Below are 19,420 nucleotides of genomic sequence, written 5' to 3' on the forward strand. Positions count from 1 at the left end.
AGTAGTTTCATATATTTGTAAAAGTACTTTCATAATTTAAAATAATGTCGGACATATTAAAACAACTAGGGTATTTAGCTGGTGCCTCTCGTTTTAGAAGAATAAGCGAGAAATTACAGCAGGATGGTGATAAAATCTATACCAATTCTGGTATCTCATTTAAAGCAAGTTGGTTTTCGGTGTATTATGTCTTGGCCAAATCTGCAACAGCACAAACTATTCTGGACATTGCGAATCAGATTGACTTCTCTCATATTACGGTAAAAAATATATTAAGAGAATTAAAGAACGAAGAACTAGTCGTCATTCAGCCTAATCCTAATGATAAGCGTTCAAAACTTGTATCGCTTTCCCAAAAAGGAAGACAATTACAAACGCAACTCGAACCGCTATGGTTATCATTTTCCAATGTTTTAAAAGAGGTCTTCTCAACGGGGCACCCAGATATTCTAAATATTCTCAACAGAATCGATTGGGAAATTAACCATCACCCAATCCATACAAAAATTCTGCAGACAGATCGTTCTTCAGTAAGAATTGTAGATTATAAACCGAGCTTAAAAAAGTACTTTTATGAACTTGCTGGCCCATGGTTATTAGATGTTTTAAATGGTGAATTGGAAGACGATGACAAATTCACCTTAAACCATCCCGCTAAAGCCTACCTTGAACAAGGCGGATTTTTGTTTTTTGCGAAATATAAAGACGACATTGTTGGTTGCGTCGCTCTTAAACGATTGGATGAGGATACTTTCGAGTTCGCCAAATTGTTTATTAATCCCAACTACCGAAAACTAGGTATAGCTACACGGCTAATAGAACGTTGTATAAGTCGTTGTATGGAAAATGACGCTACCGCACTTTGGCTACAAACCACTATGGCTATGCCCCGAGCTCATAAGTTGTATTATAAACTCGGATTTAATGACCAAGCAGCACCGACTCAGATGGACGTTTTAGACAGAACCGAAAAAATAATGTGTCTCGAATTATGATTCACCTTATTGGATACGCCGCTTTAGGGCTCAACTTAGCCTCCATGGCAATGAAAAGTGTTTTACATTTAAGAGCCTTATCGTTGATGGCCAATTTAATATATCTCATCTATGGCATTGTCCTTAATGCGCCACCATTTATTGTTGGTTGTGGCGTGGCGGTAATCATCCATGCCTTTCATATTGTTAGACTCAGAAGATCTAAATTAATTTCTGATGAGAAAAATGGGACGCATAAATCCCTTTAATATTTGTAACTTACACTATTAAAACCAACCTTTATGCAATCGAGATTCGCCACATTATTTGGCACATTCCTCCTATCAATTTTTACGATTGGCTGTTCTAGTCCAAAAAAAGAATACGCCACAATGCTCATCTATGGAGGTACTATTTATACCGTAGACTCCACTTCTGTTACCGTAGAGGCAGTTGCTATAAAGGATCATAAAATTCTATTTGCAGGATCCTTTGAGGAGGCAAAGACTTATGAAAATGAACGAACTGAGCTCATCGATTTAAAAGGGAAAACTATGACTCCTGGTTTAATTGAAGGTCATGGTCATTTTATGGGTTTGGGTTACAATGAACTCAACCTAGACCTCATGAACACCTCCAGCTACCAAGCTATTGTGGATGCTGTGGCTGAGCGTGTTAAAACGACTGCGCCTGGAGAATGGATTACGGGTCGTGGCTGGCATCAAAGCAAATGGGATAGTATGCCTTCAGAAACCGTTCATGGGTTTCAGACCCATCATTTACTCAGTGAAGTTTCACCAGACAATCCCGTTTATTTAAGGCATGCTAGTGGCCATGCTGGTTTCGCCAACGCGAAAGCTATGGAAATTGCAGGTTTACAGGACTTAGCCTTGGATGGTGTGAAGAGCTATGAGGTTGAAGGCGGAGAAGTTCTAGTCGACGCCTCAGGACGCCCAACTGGTGTTTTTAACGAACGTGCACAAACCTTAATCACGCAGCATATTCCAGATAGAACCCCTGAAACAGACATCAAAGCTTTTGAACTCGCCGTTGAGGCCTGCCATAAAAATGGAATTACGAGTTTCCATGATGCAGGCATTCCTAAAGAAACGATTGCCCTTTATGAAAAAATGAAATCTGAAGGCAAAATGAAGACCCGTATGTATGCTATGCTCACGGGCTGGGATGAGGATTTGCTTAATCGTTGGTATGAGAAAGGTATTATGGTCGATGAAGACCATTTGTTTACCATAAGGTCCGTAAAATTAAACTGTGATGGAGCACTAGGTTCTCGTGGTGCTTGGTTATTAGAACCCTATTCAGACCGGCCCGGTCATTTTGGGCACGAAACATTGCCCATGGAATTTGTAAAGACATCTGCTCTAAACGGCCTTAAAAATGGCTTTCAGGTCTGTTCTCATGCCATTGGCGATAGAGCAAACAGAGAAATTCTAGATCGCTATGAAATGGCCTTTAAAGCATTACCCGAGTCAGCTCTAGACCATAGATTCAGAATAGAACATGCCCAACATTTGCATCCTGATGATATTCCGCGTTTTGCAGAATTACAGGTAATTCCATCTATGCAAGCCGTACACATGTCTTCAGACCGACCTTGGGCGATTAAACGTTTGGGGGCGAAACGAATTAAAGAAGGGGCTTACATGTGGCAAACCCTGCTACAAAGTGGAGTTCCTATTGTCAATGGTACCGATGTTCCAGTAGAACCTATAAACCCTATCGCTAATTTTTACGCTAGTGTTAGTAGAAAAACTTTAAAAGGAATGCCTGAGGGCGGTTATGAGCCCGAACAAAAAATGACACGTGCACAAGCTTTAAAATCCTATACGCTTGATGCGGCTTATGGCGCTTTTGAAGAAGACATTAAGGGTTCCATTACCATTGGTAAACTTGCAGATTTCACCGTTTACGATCAGAATATTATGACTGTTACGGAAGATAAAATCTTGGACACTAAAGTAGTGATGACGATTTTTGATGGCAAAGTCGTATATAATTCCGGTAAATAAAAAAACACTAGTTTCCTTCTCTTGATGAAGGCCCAACTAATGTTTCGATTTTGATTAATAGCACTACAAATGTAAACGACAAGTTGTTTTCAGATATTACCAAACCATTACTAATGTGTTACATATTTTTAAACATAAACATATTGTTTAATGACTAGTCATAAATTATTGAAACGTCACAATTTACCAACTTTTTAAGCCAAATAACAAGGACATTAAGTTGACACCATTACAAAGTGAAAAATGCTTGAATTTTAAATGGTTTTCGTCATAGAAAGCACCTTCTTCTTGAACAGTTAACGCTTTATAGGGCATCTTTAAAATGGTCATAGAATGACAGAAAACTCATAAGAACAAAAAAATTCTTATATTTACAATATTGATACTCAATGCCCCCGAGTAAAGACCTTACCCCCAAAAAACGAAAATCCTACTTATGATGAAAACAAAATATGCCATATTTTGTCTGTTTCTGACTTCGCTTATTTATGGTCAAGAGTCTACACTTTTACAAAATGTTAACTACAGGGCAGATGAATTAAAACACCGTTTAAACACAACTGGCGATACGCTCGTTCTTGAAGGAGAACGTACCATAGACAAAGTCGATATCTTTAATGATGATTTCAAAAAATCATTTGTCATAGACGATAAAAAAACCCTAATTCCTTTGACAAATATTCCAGATGGACAATTCATAACAGAGGTTAAGGTCAAAGACAAACTTATTATTATGACACTTATACGACATAAACCCGCGGATAACATTTCAAAGGACTTAACAACAACGCATATACAAAACATAAGTGAGGGACAGACATCAATAGTCCAAAACGAAACCGAGGGAAAGCTGTTAGCGATCAATACTTCTGAAACACTAAAAAACACTACGCCTAAAAAAAATGTAAGGTTTTATTGGATTATCAATAAAATTCACAAAGGACACAGCTCCAGAAAAGTAATGAAAATTGGTGATAAAGAAACTGTGGATAAAGTTATAAAACAGAACGAAATTGACCTGAAAACAAAAACAGGGCGGCACAACGAACTCATTATTTGGGAGGTCTACGATACTTCAAAATTTATGAAATATAAGAGAATCAATCCAGACTATGCGAATGCCGAGAATGTAGATTGTTTTAATACGATTCCATTCTATAAATCTGGAAGTTAAAAAAATCCGCTACTTTTTTAACTCTAGCTTCTCAGCAAAATAATCACAGAAATCCTTCATGGTAGCGGTCATTTTTTCGTCTTGGGTAGCGCGCATAAAGGTATCACTCATAGTTACTAAAGTTTGATGAAAAAACTGCTTCATCTCATCGACTGGCATATCCTTTGTCCACAAGTCTATTTTTAACGTTTCTTGTGCTTTACTATCCCAAACCGATAACATTACAGCCTTGGCTTCCTCATTATTAACCCCTCCATCTTGCGCCGACCAGTTTAATCGTTCGGGTATGCGGTTTTCATCGAGTTCAACGTTTAATTCTATTTTAGATGTTATGGTCTTTGCCATTATTTTTTAGGTTTAAATTTAGATTTTCTAAAAATTTCTTCAGGTTCTTTCTGTAGTATTTGCATCACATCTAGACCAGTTGTCTCAGCATAGGCCCTTACAATTTGCCATCCAATATATTGCCCTAATCGTCCAGGAGATTCATTGTCTAGTTGTAGATAAAACTTTGAAAATGGAGCATCTGCAATAAAACGACTTGGCAATTTACTGTCTGTACTGTACAGCATTTCATTTTCGATAAAATGACTCCATATAGGACTTTCATTGGCCTCTGCCCATTTCAGCTCTTGCTCAGTATAACCAATTTTTTCTGCGTCAGACTTAAAAGGAATCATCTTATCTTTAAAATAGAGCAGTTTTCCAAAATAAATCATCTCATCCAATAAGGTCTTCCTATTGGTCTGGAAAGTATACTTTTTAGCATAGCCTTTCGCCACTTCGGGCATAATTTGATTGCTCTGCATGTTTTTAGCTAAATATCTCGGTATATTTTGATAAAACTCATGATCCTCACCCAAAAAATTATCTAGAGCTATTAATACCAACGAATCCGTAACAACGGTTTTATTTCGGTAATCCACATCATTTGTTAAGGTAACAACTCTAGGTAAACTAAATGCTTTATCGTAATACTTAAGATGCTGAAATAGGCCCATTAAATCCCCCTTTACATCCTGCAAATTCGAAAAGGCGTTATGCACTTCATTGAGCAACTGGTCTTGTAGTGGATCATTGATTCGGCCTATCCAAACGGAATCGGATACATGTTTAGAGAACAAAAAGGGATAGGCCTGCTTTAACTTTGACAAATCTTTAGGAGTCGCCTCTCCATAAGCTTTGTCAAAACGCTCTATGATAAAATCCGCTTCAATATTTGAAATGGCACTTTCTAGCTTAGAATCCTCATTGCATGACACTAAAACAAGGGCGAATATTACACATATGAAAAATCTCATATACATTTTACAAAACATTTTTAATCCTAACACGTTTCCGCTATTTTTGTTGTGCAAAGGTACACTTCTTTGCCTATAAATTATAAACATTATGCAAACAGAAAAGGTTGTCGACTATATCATAAATTGGTTAAAAGATTATGCTACAAATGCTAGAGTAAATGGCTTTGTTGTTGGAGTATCAGGCGGCATCGATTCTGCTGTAACCTCTACCCTTTGTGCCGAGACAGGTTTGAATCTTTTATGTATAGAGATGCCCATTCATCAGGCAGCAAGTCATGTCTCTAGGGCACAAGAGCATATCGCTCAATTGAAAGAACGTTTCTCTAATGTTAGTGAAGCTCGCGTTGACTTGACCCCTGTTTTTGAAGAATTTAAAACTGAAGTTAGTTTAGAAGGCGAACAGGCTGTAGTTGATATGGCCCTAGCCAATACAAGAGCCCGTTTACGAATGACTACACTATATTACCACGCTGGTTTATTAGGTCGGCTCGTAGCTGGTACGGGCAATAAAGTCGAAGACTTTGGGGTAGGCTTCTTTACCAAATATGGTGACGGCGGTGTGGATTTAAGCCCCATTGCCGATTTACTGAAGTCCGAAGTTTATGCACTAGGAGATTATCTAAAGGTCCCAGAGTCAATTATGAAAGCGGCACCAAGCGATGGGTTATTTGGTGACGCACGGAGTGATGAGGATCAGATCGGTGCATCTTACCCTGAACTCGAATGGGCTATGGACATGAAAGCTGAAGGTAAAACCGCACAAGATTTTGAGGGAAGACAACGTAAAGTCTTCGAGATTTTTATGAGCTACAATACTAAAAACCAGCATAAAATGGTCCCAATACCCGTTTGCAATATTCCTAAAAATTTAAGATAAAACTTGTATTTTATCGAATAAATCACCTCAAATGCCTAATTTTTGACTATTTTTACATAGACAAACCCTACTATACTCTTGACTAAGTCATTGTTGTCGCACTAATTAACCCTAACAAACCAAAATCAATTGTCATGATACGAATTCTGATTGTTGACAATCACCCTATTGTAAGAACAGGATTAGAATTGTTCTTGAATAGTAAGCCCGATCTTGAAGTAGTAGGTAAGTTAAGTAGTGGTATTGAGATTTTCGAATTTGTAAGGCGTCATCAAGTTGATGTCATTGTATCTGAAATTGATTTACCAGAACTTAACGGTATTACCGCACTTCGAGCTATTAAAAAAGAGAATAAATCTGTCAATGTCTTGATGTTTAGCCATCAGCCAGAGGAGATTTATGCCATAAGCACACTCAAAGCAGGTGCCTCTGGTTACCTCAACAAAACTGCTAATGTCGATGCTGTCGAAACTGCCATAAGGAAAATTCATGGTGGTGAAGTATCTCTGAGCGAAAAAATGGATAAGCATTTGCGCTATGAGGACACCCGAAAGAGTCGAAGTCGCATGTTTAAGAAATTGTCTACCAGAGAGGTCGAAGTATTAAAGTTGCTTTCTATTGGTAGAAAAAATAAGGAAATTGCCGAAGAGTTAGATATCAACGAGAAAACGGTAAGTACTTATAAAGCGAGGCTTTTTAAAAAACTCAACGTGAATAATATTGTTGACTTAATTCACCAAGCAAAACATCATAACTTAACGTAGTGGCTTAACCACCTATTACTTTACCAAGTTTTCTGGATAAAAGCATCTTAAGACCAACGTAGTCTTTAACATCCTCTATAATGGACCTTGAATCTACGTTGTCTTTTAAAGTTTCGTTTTTGTACTCGGCCACTTTTTGGTCTATAAGATAACAACGTAAGCTTAGAATGGTCTGACTCACTAATTGGGCTATCGAATGTTCCTTCTCTTTAGGGATGATTTGATTGCGCTCCCAATCATGGAGATTGTATTTTTCATCTTCCATTAAAATACTAGTAACCTCACTAGCGGATTCTTGGTCCAGGTGATTGATAAAATCCTTCGTTGAGAAATGGTCGTCTTGGTTGAGTTTATCTATAATGGAATAGTATAATTGCCTAAACTTTTCATTGGAGAACATCATTTCATCTTCTTGTAGATCGAGATAGATTTTTTCGAATACGCGTGCTTCATGAATTGCTGGTTCTAGTAGTAGTTCACCAGACACTTCGTCTTCCTTTAAAATTAGATCTTCAAACTGTTCTGTTCGGTTGCCATACAGCATCAGAATTTCAATAATCTTGCGCTCCAGCTCATATTGCACATCCACTTTTGGCTTCTGTTGCGACTCATTTTTCACCACATCAAAAGCTTTTTGCGCTTGTTTGTATGTTTTATTGGCTTCCTGAAATTCCTTTTTGCTAATCTGCGCCAAGGTGCTGAACAGTACATTTTCACTTATATCCATAATGGACGCACATTCGCGAATATAGATTTCACGTTTGATGGCATCAGGTATTTTAGATATACTATTGACAATTTCCCGAATGGTTTCTGCCTTTTTTATAGGATCATTATGCGTCTCCTTAACTAAAAGTGAGGCCTTAAACTGAATAAAATCCTTGGCATTTTCATTGAGATAATTGGTAAGTTCTTCCAAAGTATTCGACTTGGCAAAACTATCTGGATCTTCGCCATCCGGGAAGGTACATACCTTCACGTTCATGCCCTGCTCTAAGATGAGATCAATCCCTCGAATGGAAGCTCTAATTCCAGCCGCATCCCCATCAAAAAGCACCGTAATGTTCTTGGTAAGCCTATTGATGAGTCTTATCTGTTCGGGCGTTAATGCCGTACCTGAAGACGATACAACGTTTTTAACTCCCGTCTGATAGAACTGTATCACATCAGTGTACCCTTCTACCAAATAACAATTATCTTCTTTAGCAATGGTCTGTTTAGCAAAGTACAAACCGTAAAGTACCTTACTTTTATGATAGATATCACTCTCTGGTGAATTGAGGTACTTGGCTGCTTTTTTATCATTGGTTAAAATACGACCGCCAAACCCTAGGATACGACCACTCATACTATGAATCGGAAACATAACGCGTCCCTTAAACCTGTCGAATCGTCTTTCTTCCTTTACAATGGTAAGTCCCGTTTGTTCCAAAAATTCTAATTGATAACCTTTTCCTAAAGCCTCATCCGTAAAGGCCTGCCACTCATCTAGAGAGTAGCCTAACTGGAATTTCTTTATAGTTTCTTCTGTAAAACCACGTTCCTTAAAATAGCTTAGGCCAATAGCCTTCCCTTGGTCTGTTTTATGTAAGGTATTCTGAAAATACGTGTTGGCATATTCACTCACCAAATACAAACTTTCCCTAGCATCAGCTTGCGCTTTTTCGGCATCGGTACGTTCAGTTTCTTCAATCTCGATGTTGTATTTCTTTGCCAAGTAACGTATGGCCTCCGGATATGTAAAATGCTCATGTTCCATTAAAAAGGTAACGGCATTACCACCTTTGCCACTAGAAAAATCCTTCCAGATTTGTTTTACCGGAGAAACCATAAAACTCGGTGTGCGCTCCTCACTAAAAGGGCTTAAGCCTTTGAAGTTACTCCCGGCTTTTTTAAGCTGTACAAAATCCCCGATTACCTCCTCTACGCGGGCAGTTTCAAAGACTTGTGCTATGGTGTTTTGTGAGATCATAATATTCCCCATGAAAATGGGGACCTTATCAAATTAAAGTTACAAATAAGCGGACTCCCGCTTTCGCGGGAATAAATTTAAGACAATCTATTTGTATTAGAAATATGTGTTGAAAAGTTATTTGAGATTGTCATGATAAATGACGAATTTCGTTTAATTGTCGAAAAATCAATCTAGGTCAGCAAAGTCGAAGTATAGCAATTGCTTTATTATTGCCAATTAACAAAAGCCCTAACCCACTAACGGATTAGGGCTCATAACACTCAAAAATTGAATCCACAGTTTCCAATTAGTGAAAACTATTTCATTTTTTTCCATTTCATTCCAAACAAAACTCTGGTGATAGCAGTATTTTTAACTATAAAATGATAGAGCAACCAAATGCTCACTAAACATAGTATTATTAAAATAAGCAACTTCACACCTATACCCAAATCTAACTGAAGCACATAATACCCCGATGCTACAATAACGGCCTGATGAAGTATATAAAATGGATAAATGGCCTTATTTAAATAACTTAAATACTTATTTGAATAATTAAGATATCGCATTGCATAGCCAATGGAAGCTAGGATGATAACCCATATATGGATGCCATTCAAAAACCCATAGATATATAGATGTGCATTTTGTTGATCGGGCTTATTTTCAAACCAGTTCCAATAATATTTGGAAAACAAAAACACAGCTAATGAAAGTGCAATAAAGAGGTAGATACGTCTATATTTCAGACAGGCTTGCCAAAATGAGTTAATACCACTAAAAAAGAATCCAAAAACATAAAATGTCATTGATGATATAAAAACAAACCAGTCATCAATTAAACTTCCTTGTTCTGGCCAATCGACAAATAATGTATAAAAATAGAGTATAAATGGCGAAGCCATAATTAGGTTAGCCATAGGTGCAGAAAAAATTTTGTTTAGTAATGGTTTAAAGCGTGTAGGCCATTTTAGTTTGGCCAAACTAAAAACAGGAAGCAATACAATAGTAAACACAAATAAATAAGCGACAAACCACATATGGCTCCACGTAAAAGCACCTTCAGGGTATGGAATGATCTGATATACTTGTGGATAAAATTCAATAAAACTCGAACTTATCCTTCCTTTTTGCAGCCATTCAAAATATACTTGAATTGGTGTAATAAAGAAAATTGCAAATGTTAGAGGCAATAATAGTCTTAAAGTGCGTTCACCAAAAAATGCCAGTATGGAGCGCCTTCTCAATGAGAATCGCACACCTACTCCGGCGATAAAAAAGAGTAGCGGAAGTCTCCACTGATGGGTCCACCAAATAATTCTGGTAATCCAAGGCGAGGTATCCTCATTGTTAATTTCCCAAGTGTAGTGCCCTACAAATGGTACGGCACAATGAAAAAGAATTAATGTCATAAAAGCCAATACCCTTAACCAATCGATATAATGAAGTCTTTTGTTCATAATCCCATTATGTTTGCATTTTAAAAAAAGAGAATAGATATCCTGATAGATCTCATAAGATCCCAGAATACTTAGGTATTTATTTTTGAAGTTTAAAACCTTAGTCCTGAAGCGACTAAGGTTTTATCTAATGCAGTGATTGATTGGTTTAATCCATATCAAAACGGATACCGACCGAGATATTGTTTTGGTCAACCGCCTGATCTTTAAACAAGGGGTTGAGATCGTACTTCACATACAAGGCGATATCGCCCCAAGCCAAATAGCCACTAAGACCATACACAAATTCGTTGACTTCAAATCCTCCGCGTTGCTTATCCTTAATGCGATTGCCGTCTTCCTTATACTTTAGTTTTTGCATACTGCCGATGTTTAGACCAGCATAACCCCCCAGTCCCATTTTAAATTGATTACTTGTAGAATATCTAAAGTATTCTTTTCGTTCTATTTTTCTGGATGGCCCAAATTCTAAGTGCACTGGAAACACCAAATTGGTTGTTCTAAACTTGGCTTTATTGAGTTCAACCGAAAATTCTTGTAAGGTGATATTATCATTATCGTTCACCAAAAACTGATTGTCCTTTATATCCAATTTGTTCCACTGAAACGAAAATCCATACTTTACTCTCCAAAAATTGGTATTGTCAAAAATTCTAGTTTTCCAAGCATAACCTAACTCCATAAAACCTGAGCCTGCAATTTTATAAGGTGAGTCGCCTAAGTCTTGCCCATCGATTAAGGCATTGTTAAACCCAAAGGCGAAGACAATGTCCGAGGTGGTACGTCTATCGTATTTTCTGGGCTTGTTCTTTCTTCCAAATCGCACGGCAGTCCATTCATCCTCGTCGTCCCCAAACTTGATTGAAAAATAAGCATCTGCATCATTATTTGTATCATAACCTGGTTCATTTCTACCTAGAAGTGCTATTTTATTGTCGATTATCGCTAATCTATTTTCAATATTAGCTGCTCTCTTTTTAGCAGCTTCTTTTTTTAGCACCTCTGCTTCTGCAGGGGTAATTTGCTTATCGTCTAAACGCTGATTGATAGATTCAATTTCCTGTTTTAAATACTCGCGTTCTTCTTTTTCAATTTTTACTTTTAGTTCCTTAAGCGCTTCTATCTTGTAATCGTTAGAAGACGTCTTTGTACTGTCTTGTTTTGTGTCTTGTGCATTTGCCGTAGCAACCGTCAATGCGATAATGAGGTATACTACTAATCGTGTAATTGTGTTCATAACTGTTCGTTTTTTGATGATATATTTGATTAATTTGATTCTAATACTAATTGTTACGTTCCGCTACAGCCGTTTTTACAGTTTTGTAGCCATCCTTAAGCGCTTCATAAACTTTACTTCTAAAGGACTGCCCCATTTCATCTTCTACAGCTTCTAGTAGGGACTGTGCATCCACAGTTTTACTGCTATCCTTCAACAATCTATCTTTAAGCAGCTCCTTGCTCGCTAATTTTAAGAGCGAATCAACTTCCCTATCTGTCACTGATGGCTTTTCCGTATTTAACTCTTTGAGTGCTATGGCAACAGCTTCTTTATTGATTTGAGTTTCATTCACTATAGCTTTTTGAATGTCATTAGCGTTGTTAATGGCTTCTTTTGGTTTGGGTTCCTCGGCAGGAGTGGTAGTAGCCTTATGTTCTGCTAGTTGTGTTTTTGCTCTTTTTTTGATGACTGATTTAGAGTTGATAATCTCAGTAACTTTTTCTGGTTCACTATCATTAGTGTCCTTATGCATCGTTTCATCTTCTACCGCTAATTCGATGGGTTCATTTTTGTTAGAAGTAGGCAATGGAATCTCATTAACCTTCTCTATGTTTTCTTCCTCAACAAATTGAGGTTGAGTTTCTTGGGCGTTATTAGGCCCAAAAGTCCGCACTACTATTGCAAGTAGAATAATAATCCCTGCAGCTATACTTAACCAACCCAACCATGGCTTTCTTGAATCCTTTTCTTCTGCATCTAAGCGCTCAGACAATTTTGCCCAACTATCGGTTGATGGTTGTAAGCTGCGTTTCTCGAGCTTGTCCTTTAATTGTTCTTCGAATTTAATTGGTGCCATAACTGCTCTTATTTAATTCTTTAATCTTTTTCTGTAACATCTGCCTTGCTTTAAACAATTGCGATTTGGATGTGCCTTCCGAGATGTTCAACAAATCTGCTATTTCGTGGTGTTTATAGCCTTCTATAGCATACATTACAAATACCATTTTATAGCCTTCGGGTAAACTGTCTATCAATTGTTGAATTTCAGCAACCTCAATATTGGTTTTAATATTATTGTTATAGTCATGCTCTAAATACTCGTCTTCTGCCGCAAATTCTATTGTCTTTTTTTGTCTCAAGTATGAAATCGCTTCCCTGACCATAATACGTCGTATCCAACCCTCAAAACTCCCTTCATTTTTAAATGTTTTTAAGTATTTAAACACTTTAAAAAACCCATTCAGCATCACTTCTTCCGCCTGATAAACATCTTTTATGTAATATCTGCACACACTTAACATTTTTGGCGCGTGCAACTCATACAATATATGCTGTGCCTCGCGATTATTCTTCGCCGCTCGTTGTATAAGTTTTGTTTCGTTTTTATGAAGTTGTATAACTTTCATCTTGTTGGTTACGATTGCACTTCTATTGATATAGACGCCAATTCCATATTAATGGTTGTCTGGAAGGTGAAAAATATTTTATTTTTTTTATAAAATTATGATATACTGATAGTTACACCTATTTTTTTCTATTAATAACGTAATTTACCATGAGTTGTAATGAAGATTTATAGGGAGATTCAGGGTAATTAATCAATAAGTTGAGTGCTTCTTCCTGAAAGGCTTTCATTTTTGAAATGGCATATTCTAGTCCTCCATTAGATTTTACAAAAGCAATGACTTCCTTGACACGTTTTTTATCTTTATTGTGATTCTTAACGGAATTAATAAGCCAGGATTTCTCTTTTTTAGAGCACTTATTTAAGACATGTATTAAGGGTAAGGTCATTTTCTGCTCCTTGATGTCAATTCCCGTTGGCTTTCCTATTTGTTCATCACCGTAGTCGAACAAATCATCTTTTATTTGAAAAGCCATGCCAATAAGCTCACCAAACTTTCGCATCGTTTCGACTTCAGTCGAATGCGGTTTTACGGAGGCGGCGCCAAGACTACAACAAGCAGCAATTAAAGTAGCGGTTTTTTGCCTTATGATGTCATAATAGATGGCTTCGGTAATATCGAGCTGTCTGGCTTTTTCGATTTGTAACAGTTCGCCTTCGCTCATTTCACGGACCGCCACAGAAATAATCTTTAATAGGTCAAAATCGTTATTGTCAATAGAAAGTAGCAAGCCTTTAGATAGCAAATAATCCCCAATCAAAACCGCTATTTTATTTTTCCAAAGCGCATTTATGGAGAAGAAACCTCTTCGTCTATTGCTGTCATCCACCACATCATCATGTACTAGGGTTGCCGTATGAATCAGCTCTATAACGGAAGCACCACGATAGGTTCGGTCGCTCACCTCCCCATTATTTAACATCTTAGCGACCAAGAACACAAACATGGGACGCATTTGTTTGCCTTTGCGATTAACGATATAATGGGTTATTCTGTTAAGCAAAGCGACCTTGCTGGCCATAGAGAGCTGAAACTTTTGTTCAAAAAGTTCCATCTCATAGGCTATAGGCTGTTTTATTTGTTCCGTTATTTTCATTTTTGGCTAAAAACATTGCAAAATTACGAATAAAGGTTGTTTTAATTAACAAAAATGGATTTATACGGTTATTAACATAATTGAAAGCGAATTATTTGTAACTTTAAGACAATTAATCAAAATCAAACTTTATGAAAAAAATTACTCTACTTTTATTTGCGTTAGCTTTATTTAAGCTCAATTATGCTCAAACAAATTTATTCTTTGACGACTTTGAGTCGTATACCGATTTTGCTATCACTGGCGTAGGCTCTTGGACCTTGACTGATGTCGACATGTTACCGACATATGGATTTACTGGTGTTACTTTTCCTGAATCTGGAGCAGCAAAATCCTTCCAAATTTTTAATTCAACAACAACCACAGATCCATTAACACCATCAGCCACCAGTAACTGGGAAGGCTATAATAGTGTTAAAGGCATAGTATGTTTTGCTGCCGTTCCTTCTATGGGGCAAGGAAATGATGACTGGTTAATATCGCCTCAGATATCCCTAGCCGCGAGTGGAAATACAATGTCATTTTGGTATAAGGGGTGTGATGCCAATTTCTCTAATGAAATGTTTACAGTTGGTGTGTCGACAACCGATACAGCACCTGGAAGTTTCGCTATTATATCGGCAAATCCAGAAAGTGTTCCTAATAATGATATAACTTGGAGACAATTCACTGCAGACTTATCAGCATATGATGGACAGGATATATTTATTGGTATTAATTGTGTTTCATTTGACCAATTTGGGTTTATGGTCGATGATTTTTCTGTAGATACCTCATTGAGCGTAAGCGATTTTGAGCTTAATAGGTTTAGCTACAATTATAATAATGAATTGAAGTCGCTTAATTTAGAATCTTCAAATATGCCTATGGTCAATGTTGAAATCTATTCTATACTCGGAAAGAATGTGCTTTCTAAACCTTTATCGAACACTTTGGAATCTATTGATGTCTCGAAATTTCAGGATGGCGTCTACTTGGCAAAAATATTTGTTGACGGTGGCTCTAAAACCATTAAATTTATAAAGAATTAGTATTTTTCTAAATTGTAAAAAAGTCCCAATACTGGGACTTTTTTTTTGCAATTTTGATAACGAGTAAATCCATAGTTTATTAAATAAAGCAATTCAGAACTAACCAATTATTTTATGTGTTGGATGTAAAATTCAATTTATCTTGACCTTTTTCCCCGATAAATTGAACATTAACGATTTAACATAAATTATAAGAAATTATTTACTATTTTAGGCGGAATTAATTAATCCAAAAACAAACATTTATGAAAAGAATTACTTTATTATTCATTACCTTATGTATAAGCTTTGTAAGTTATGCGCAATTTCCTGAAACCTTTGATACTGAAATACCTGCCACTTGGGCCATTTTCCCCGGAGCTAACGGTCTAGGCCCCAATGAAACCTGGGTATGGAATAATAATGGGTTCCCTCTAATTATATGGGAGGATGTTGATGGTGGACTAGCGGAAGACTGGTTAGTTTCGCCTCAAGTTGCTATAACATCCACAAATAGCAATCTTACGTTTGATTTGACGGATTTAAATGCCGGAAACTTTTTCTCTGATATAACCGTAAGGGTTTCTACAATGGCGAGTCAAACAAATATCCCAGATTTTTCAGCGCCACTCTTAACAGTAGCTGAAACCGATATACCAACAGCCCAAGTATTTGAAAGTTTTGTAGTCGATTTATCAGCTTACATTGGTTCAAGTGTTTATATAGCGTTTGTAATGACGAATGATGATGGTGATGGATGGATTATAGATAATATTGACCTCGTTGGAGGATGTTTAAATCCCAGTGTTTCTTTCGACGATTTTTCCCAGACAACTGCCGACATATCAATGGATGCACCTGGTGATTATGACATAGAATGGGGAGTTTTCCCTTACACCCAAGGGTCTGGTGGAAGCACCGCCTCAATTACAAATTCGGATACCTATCAACTAACTGGTTTAATGTCGGGTGTATCTTATAATGTCTTCGTAAGGGAAGATTGTGGCGGAGGTGATTTATCAAATTATACAGAGTTAATCGTTGGAACGAGTCCATCCAATTTAAATAATTTGCCATATAGTGAGGATTTAGAACCAGATGCCAATCAGGCTTTATTGTTAAACTTCGGACTTTCTTTTGCTGGTACAGGTAGCTGGAATTTTAATGTCGATAATTTAACAGATGGTGATACCACAAATGATTTTGCGAATGATGGTGTAGCCTCATTATTTGCCAACAACACAACAACAACGGTAGACGCTGACGCTTGGGTTTACATTGGTCCTTTTGATTTAACGACGGCAAATGAATATACATTTTCTTTCTTTCAAAGAAATTTAGACGTTTCGTCTTTCACAAGACCAAATAAAGATCTTGAGATTGCAGTTTCTACCACTAATGATGGAACTGGAAATACCATTCTGCTGACGCTTGATGATTTAGAAAATATAACATATGTGCAACGATCAGTAACATATACTCCCCCTTCTGATGGACAGTATTATTTTGGAATCCATGATAAATCTAGTTTTTTAGCTTCTGCGACTGCAGGAAACTCAGCATTCATTGACACTATAGGTCTTTCCAGCCAAGCACTAAGTATTAATGAATTTGACGAAAACAACTTTTCATATTATTATCATAAAGCGAGTAAATCGCTTAATTTAGAGTCTTCTGCAACACCCTTGACCAAGATTGAAGTTTATTCCATGTTAGGGCAGAGTGTAATATCTAGACCTTTATCTGGTGCTTCAATTTCTGTTAACGTTGCGTCTCTAAATAATGGCGTATATTTAGCAAAAGTATTTGTAGATGGTGGTTCTAAAACCATAAAATTCATAAAGAATTAACTCCTTAGAGTATAATATATTGGTAAAAAAGCGGCATAGAGCCGCTTTTTTATTATCCTTTATTAGCTAACTGACCACAAGCAGCATCTATATCTTTTCCTCGACTTCGCCTTACAGTAACTGTTATGCGATGCGCTTCGAGTACATTAATATACATATCCAATGCTTTTGAATCTGCTTGTTGGAACTCTCCATCATCTATAGGATTATACTCAATTAGATTGACTTTACTGGGAGCAAATTTGCAGAACTCCACTAAGGCATCTACGTCTTTGCGTCGATCGTTAATCCCATCCCAAACCACATACTCATATGTAATTCTACGCTTGGTCTTGGCATACCAATATTGCAAGGCCTCCCGCAATTGCTCTAACGGAAATGTGGCATTAAATGGCATAATAGACGTTCTTACTTCATCAATGGCAGAATGTAAGGAGACCGCCAATTTAAACTTTACGCCATCATCTGCCATTTTTTTAATCATCTTAGGTACCCCGGAAGTAGAAACCACAATACGTTTTGGTGACATTCCCAAACCTTCAGGAGAAGTAATTTTATCTATGGCTTTAAGTACATTATTGTAATTCATAAGTGGTTCGCCCATACCCATAAATACAATGTTACTCAAAGGCCTACCATGGTACAATCGACTCTCATTATCTATAGCAACAACCTGGTCGTAGATCTCATCGGGATTAAGATTACGCATACGTTTTAATCTTGCAGTAGCACAAAATTTACAATCCAAACTGCAGCCTACCTGGGAAGATATACAAGCTGTGGTGCGCGTAGGCGTAGGAATTAAGACCGACTCCACAATTAAATCATCATGCAATCGCACTGCATTTTTAATGGTGCCATCGGCACTGCGTTGCATTTGATCGACCTTTATATGATTAATCACAAAATGATCTTTGAGCATTTCACGAGTTTTTAAAGATATATTGGTCATATCTTCAAAACTATGTGCGGACTTCTGCCATAACCACTCATACACTTGGTTACCCCTAAACGCCTTATCACCTTGCTTTACAAAGAAATCCCTTAACTGATCTTTAGTTAATGCTCTTATGTCTTTCTTTTTAACTTCCATCTGGTGTAAAAGTACTTAAATATGATATGATCCACTTAATAAAAAAAGCCTCTTGTCACTAGCAAAGTCGAAGTGCAGAGGCTCTAATATGTATTTTTAATTTCAATTTAGATAATAAGCATGGCATCACCATAAGAATAAAACCTGTATTTTTCCTTTACGGCTTCCTCATAGGCATGCTTTACAAAATCATGTCCAGCAAATGCCGATATCATCATCAATAAGGTGGATTTTGGCGTATGAAAATTAGTAATCATACAGTTGGCTATACTAAAATCATAAGGCGGGAAAATAAACTTATTAGTCCAACCTTCAAAAGGATTTAATCGACCATTGGAAGAGACGGAACTCTCTATGGTACGCATAGATGTGGTACCAACAGCACAAACGCGTTTCTTGTTGTCAATACCTCGATTCACAACATCAGCAGCACGCTCCGTAATCACTATTTCTTCACTATCCATTTTGTGCTTGGACAAATCTTCAACCTCTACCGGATTAAAAGTTCCTAGCCCTACATGTAGTGTCACTTCAGCCATATCCACACCTTTGATTTCCAAACGCTTTAAAAGGTGCTTTGAAAAATGCAATCCGGCCGTTGGTGCAGCTACTGCTCCTTCATTCTTGGCAAATATAGTTTGATAACGCTCTTCATCTTCGGGTTCCACAGCACGTTTAATATATTTTGGCAGTGGTGTTTCTCCTAGCTCGGTCAACTTTCTTCTAAAATCATTATAGGATCCATCATAGAGGAAACGTAAGGTACGCCCTCTAGAGGTCGTATTATCAATGACTTCGGCGACTAAAGTTTCGTCATCCCCGAAATACAATTTATTCCCTATCCTAATTTTACGCGCGGGATCTACCAAAACATCCCATAGACGTTGATCTTGATTTAACTCGCGAAGTAAAAAAACTTCAATACGGGCTCCCGTCTTTTCCTTATTACCATAAAGTCTTGCAGGAAAAACTTTGGTGTTATTTAAAATCATAACATCGCCTTCATCAAAATAATCGATAACATCTTTAAACAATTTGTGTTCGATTTTTTGATTAGCTCTATCCAAAACCATCAGTCGAGATTCATCTCTGTGCTCTGCTGGATGTTCTGCTAATAATTCTTCAGGAAGGTTAAAATTGAAGTGCGATAATTTCATATGAGGTGGTTTATTTTTTTGAAGTTGCAAATATACAATCTCAACATAG

The 19,420-nt window shown here is 37.1% G+C and carries 18 protein-coding genes; 8 read left to right on the forward strand and 10 right to left on the reverse strand.

The features are described from left to right. Nucleotides 1-44 precede the first annotated feature (44 nt). The 4 genes from ACO052_RS21690 (at nucleotide 45) to ACO052_RS21705 (ending at nucleotide 4,178) form a co-directional block, all read left to right on the forward strand. Entirely contained in the window at nucleotides 45-995 is a 951-nt protein-coding gene (locus tag ACO052_RS21690) for a bifunctional helix-turn-helix transcriptional regulator/GNAT family N-acetyltransferase (protein ID WP_422105893.1), read from the forward strand. Beyond that, entirely contained in the window at nucleotides 992-1,243 is a 252-nt protein-coding gene (locus tag ACO052_RS21695; RefSeq protein ID WP_422105894.1) for a hypothetical protein, read from the forward strand. The genes ACO052_RS21690 and ACO052_RS21695 overlap by 4 nt, the downstream gene beginning before the upstream one ends. A 33-nt stretch (nucleotides 1,244-1,276) precedes the next feature. Beyond that, nucleotides 1,277-3,004: an amidohydrolase gene (locus tag ACO052_RS21700; protein WP_422105895.1), complete on the forward strand. Its 1,728-nt coding sequence runs from the start codon at nucleotides 1,277-1,279 to the stop codon at nucleotides 3,002-3,004. A 436-nt stretch (nucleotides 3,005-3,440) separates the two neighbouring features. Continuing rightward, nucleotides 3,441-4,178: a hypothetical protein gene (locus ACO052_RS21705; RefSeq protein WP_422105896.1), complete on the forward strand. Its 738-nt coding sequence runs from the start codon at nucleotides 3,441-3,443 to the stop codon at nucleotides 4,176-4,178. 9 nt (nucleotides 4,179-4,187) lie between these two features. Here the strand turns inward: ACO052_RS21705 and gldC are convergent, their stop codons facing one another. After that, a complete protein-coding gene (gldC, locus tag ACO052_RS21710; RefSeq protein WP_422105897.1) occupies nucleotides 4,188-4,523 on the reverse strand; it encodes a gliding motility protein GldC in 336 nt (111 codons plus the stop codon). Beyond that, nucleotides 4,523-5,479, reverse strand: a complete 957-nt coding sequence (gldB, locus tag ACO052_RS21715) for a gliding motility lipoprotein GldB (protein WP_422105898.1) — start codon at nucleotides 5,477-5,479, stop codon at nucleotides 4,523-4,525. The genes gldC and gldB overlap by 1 nt, the downstream gene beginning before the upstream one ends. Before the next feature lie 91 nt (nucleotides 5,480-5,570). Here gldB and nadE point away from each other — a divergent pair, with 91 nt between their 5' ends. Both nadE and ACO052_RS21725 read left to right on the forward strand, forming a co-directional pair. After that, entirely contained in the window at nucleotides 5,571-6,359 is a 789-nt protein-coding gene (gene nadE, locus ACO052_RS21720; RefSeq protein WP_422105899.1) for an NAD(+) synthase, read from the forward strand. Nucleotides 6,360-6,493: 134 nt separating this feature from the next. Next, nucleotides 6,494-7,123, forward strand: coding sequence for a response regulator (locus ACO052_RS21725; protein ID WP_422105900.1), 630 nt, complete (start codon nucleotides 6,494-6,496; stop codon nucleotides 7,121-7,123). A gap of 4 nt (nucleotides 7,124-7,127) precedes the next feature. Here the strand turns inward: ACO052_RS21725 and dnaG are convergent, their stop codons facing one another. From dnaG to ACO052_RS21755, 6 genes are all read right to left on the reverse strand, one after another. Beyond that, nucleotides 7,128-9,095: a DNA primase gene (gene dnaG / locus ACO052_RS21730; RefSeq protein ID WP_422108096.1), complete on the reverse strand. Its 1,968-nt coding sequence runs from the start codon at nucleotides 9,093-9,095 to the stop codon at nucleotides 7,128-7,130. A gap of 299 nt (nucleotides 9,096-9,394) precedes the next feature. Next, nucleotides 9,395-10,540 carry an acyltransferase family protein gene (locus ACO052_RS21735; protein WP_422105901.1) on the reverse strand — a complete coding sequence of 382 codons (1,146 nt, stop codon included), beginning with the start codon at nucleotides 10,538-10,540 and terminating at the stop codon, nucleotides 9,395-9,397. Between the two features lie 148 nt (nucleotides 10,541-10,688). After that, nucleotides 10,689-11,777 (reverse strand): hypothetical protein, encoded by a 1,089-nt coding sequence (locus tag ACO052_RS21740; RefSeq protein ID WP_422105902.1) that lies wholly within the window; start codon nucleotides 11,775-11,777, stop codon nucleotides 10,689-10,691. A gap of 46 nt (nucleotides 11,778-11,823) precedes the next feature. Then, complete coding sequence (locus ACO052_RS21745; RefSeq protein WP_422105903.1) at nucleotides 11,824-12,615, reverse strand: hypothetical protein; 792 nt, start codon at nucleotides 12,613-12,615, stop codon at nucleotides 11,824-11,826. After that, nucleotides 12,602-13,165, reverse strand: coding sequence for an RNA polymerase sigma factor (locus ACO052_RS21750; RefSeq protein ID WP_422105904.1), 564 nt, complete (start codon nucleotides 13,163-13,165; stop codon nucleotides 12,602-12,604). The genes ACO052_RS21745 and ACO052_RS21750 overlap by 14 nt, the downstream gene beginning before the upstream one ends. 118 nt (nucleotides 13,166-13,283) lie before the next feature. Further along, complete coding sequence (locus ACO052_RS21755; protein ID WP_422105905.1) at nucleotides 13,284-14,261, reverse strand: polyprenyl synthetase family protein; 978 nt, start codon at nucleotides 14,259-14,261, stop codon at nucleotides 13,284-13,286. A 131-nt stretch (nucleotides 14,262-14,392) separates the two neighbouring features. Here ACO052_RS21755 and ACO052_RS21760 point away from each other — a divergent pair, with 131 nt between their 5' ends. Beyond that, nucleotides 14,393-15,292 carry a choice-of-anchor J domain-containing protein gene (locus tag ACO052_RS21760; RefSeq protein WP_422105906.1) on the forward strand — a complete coding sequence of 300 codons (900 nt, stop codon included), beginning with the start codon at nucleotides 14,393-14,395 and terminating at the stop codon, nucleotides 15,290-15,292. 245 nt (nucleotides 15,293-15,537) lie between these two features. Further along, nucleotides 15,538-17,121 carry a choice-of-anchor J domain-containing protein gene (locus tag ACO052_RS21765; protein WP_422105907.1) on the forward strand — a complete coding sequence of 528 codons (1,584 nt, stop codon included), beginning with the start codon at nucleotides 15,538-15,540 and terminating at the stop codon, nucleotides 17,119-17,121. A gap of 52 nt (nucleotides 17,122-17,173) precedes the next feature. On the opposite strand, the gene rlmN is transcribed toward ACO052_RS21765, so the two are convergent. Both rlmN and queA read right to left on the reverse strand, forming a co-directional pair. Next, entirely contained in the window at nucleotides 17,174-18,214 is a 1,041-nt protein-coding gene (gene rlmN, locus ACO052_RS21770; protein WP_422105908.1) for a 23S rRNA (adenine(2503)-C(2))-methyltransferase RlmN, read from the reverse strand. A 107-nt stretch (nucleotides 18,215-18,321) separates the two neighbouring features. Next, nucleotides 18,322-19,371 carry a tRNA preQ1(34) S-adenosylmethionine ribosyltransferase-isomerase QueA gene (gene queA / locus ACO052_RS21775; RefSeq protein ID WP_422105909.1) on the reverse strand — a complete coding sequence of 350 codons (1,050 nt, stop codon included), beginning with the start codon at nucleotides 19,369-19,371 and terminating at the stop codon, nucleotides 18,322-18,324. Nucleotides 19,372-19,420 lie beyond the last annotated feature (49 nt).

Origin of the sequence: Winogradskyella sp. (assembly GCF_965228925.1) — a bacterium.
Taxonomy (GTDB): Bacteria; Bacteroidota; Bacteroidia; order Flavobacteriales; family Flavobacteriaceae; genus Winogradskyella.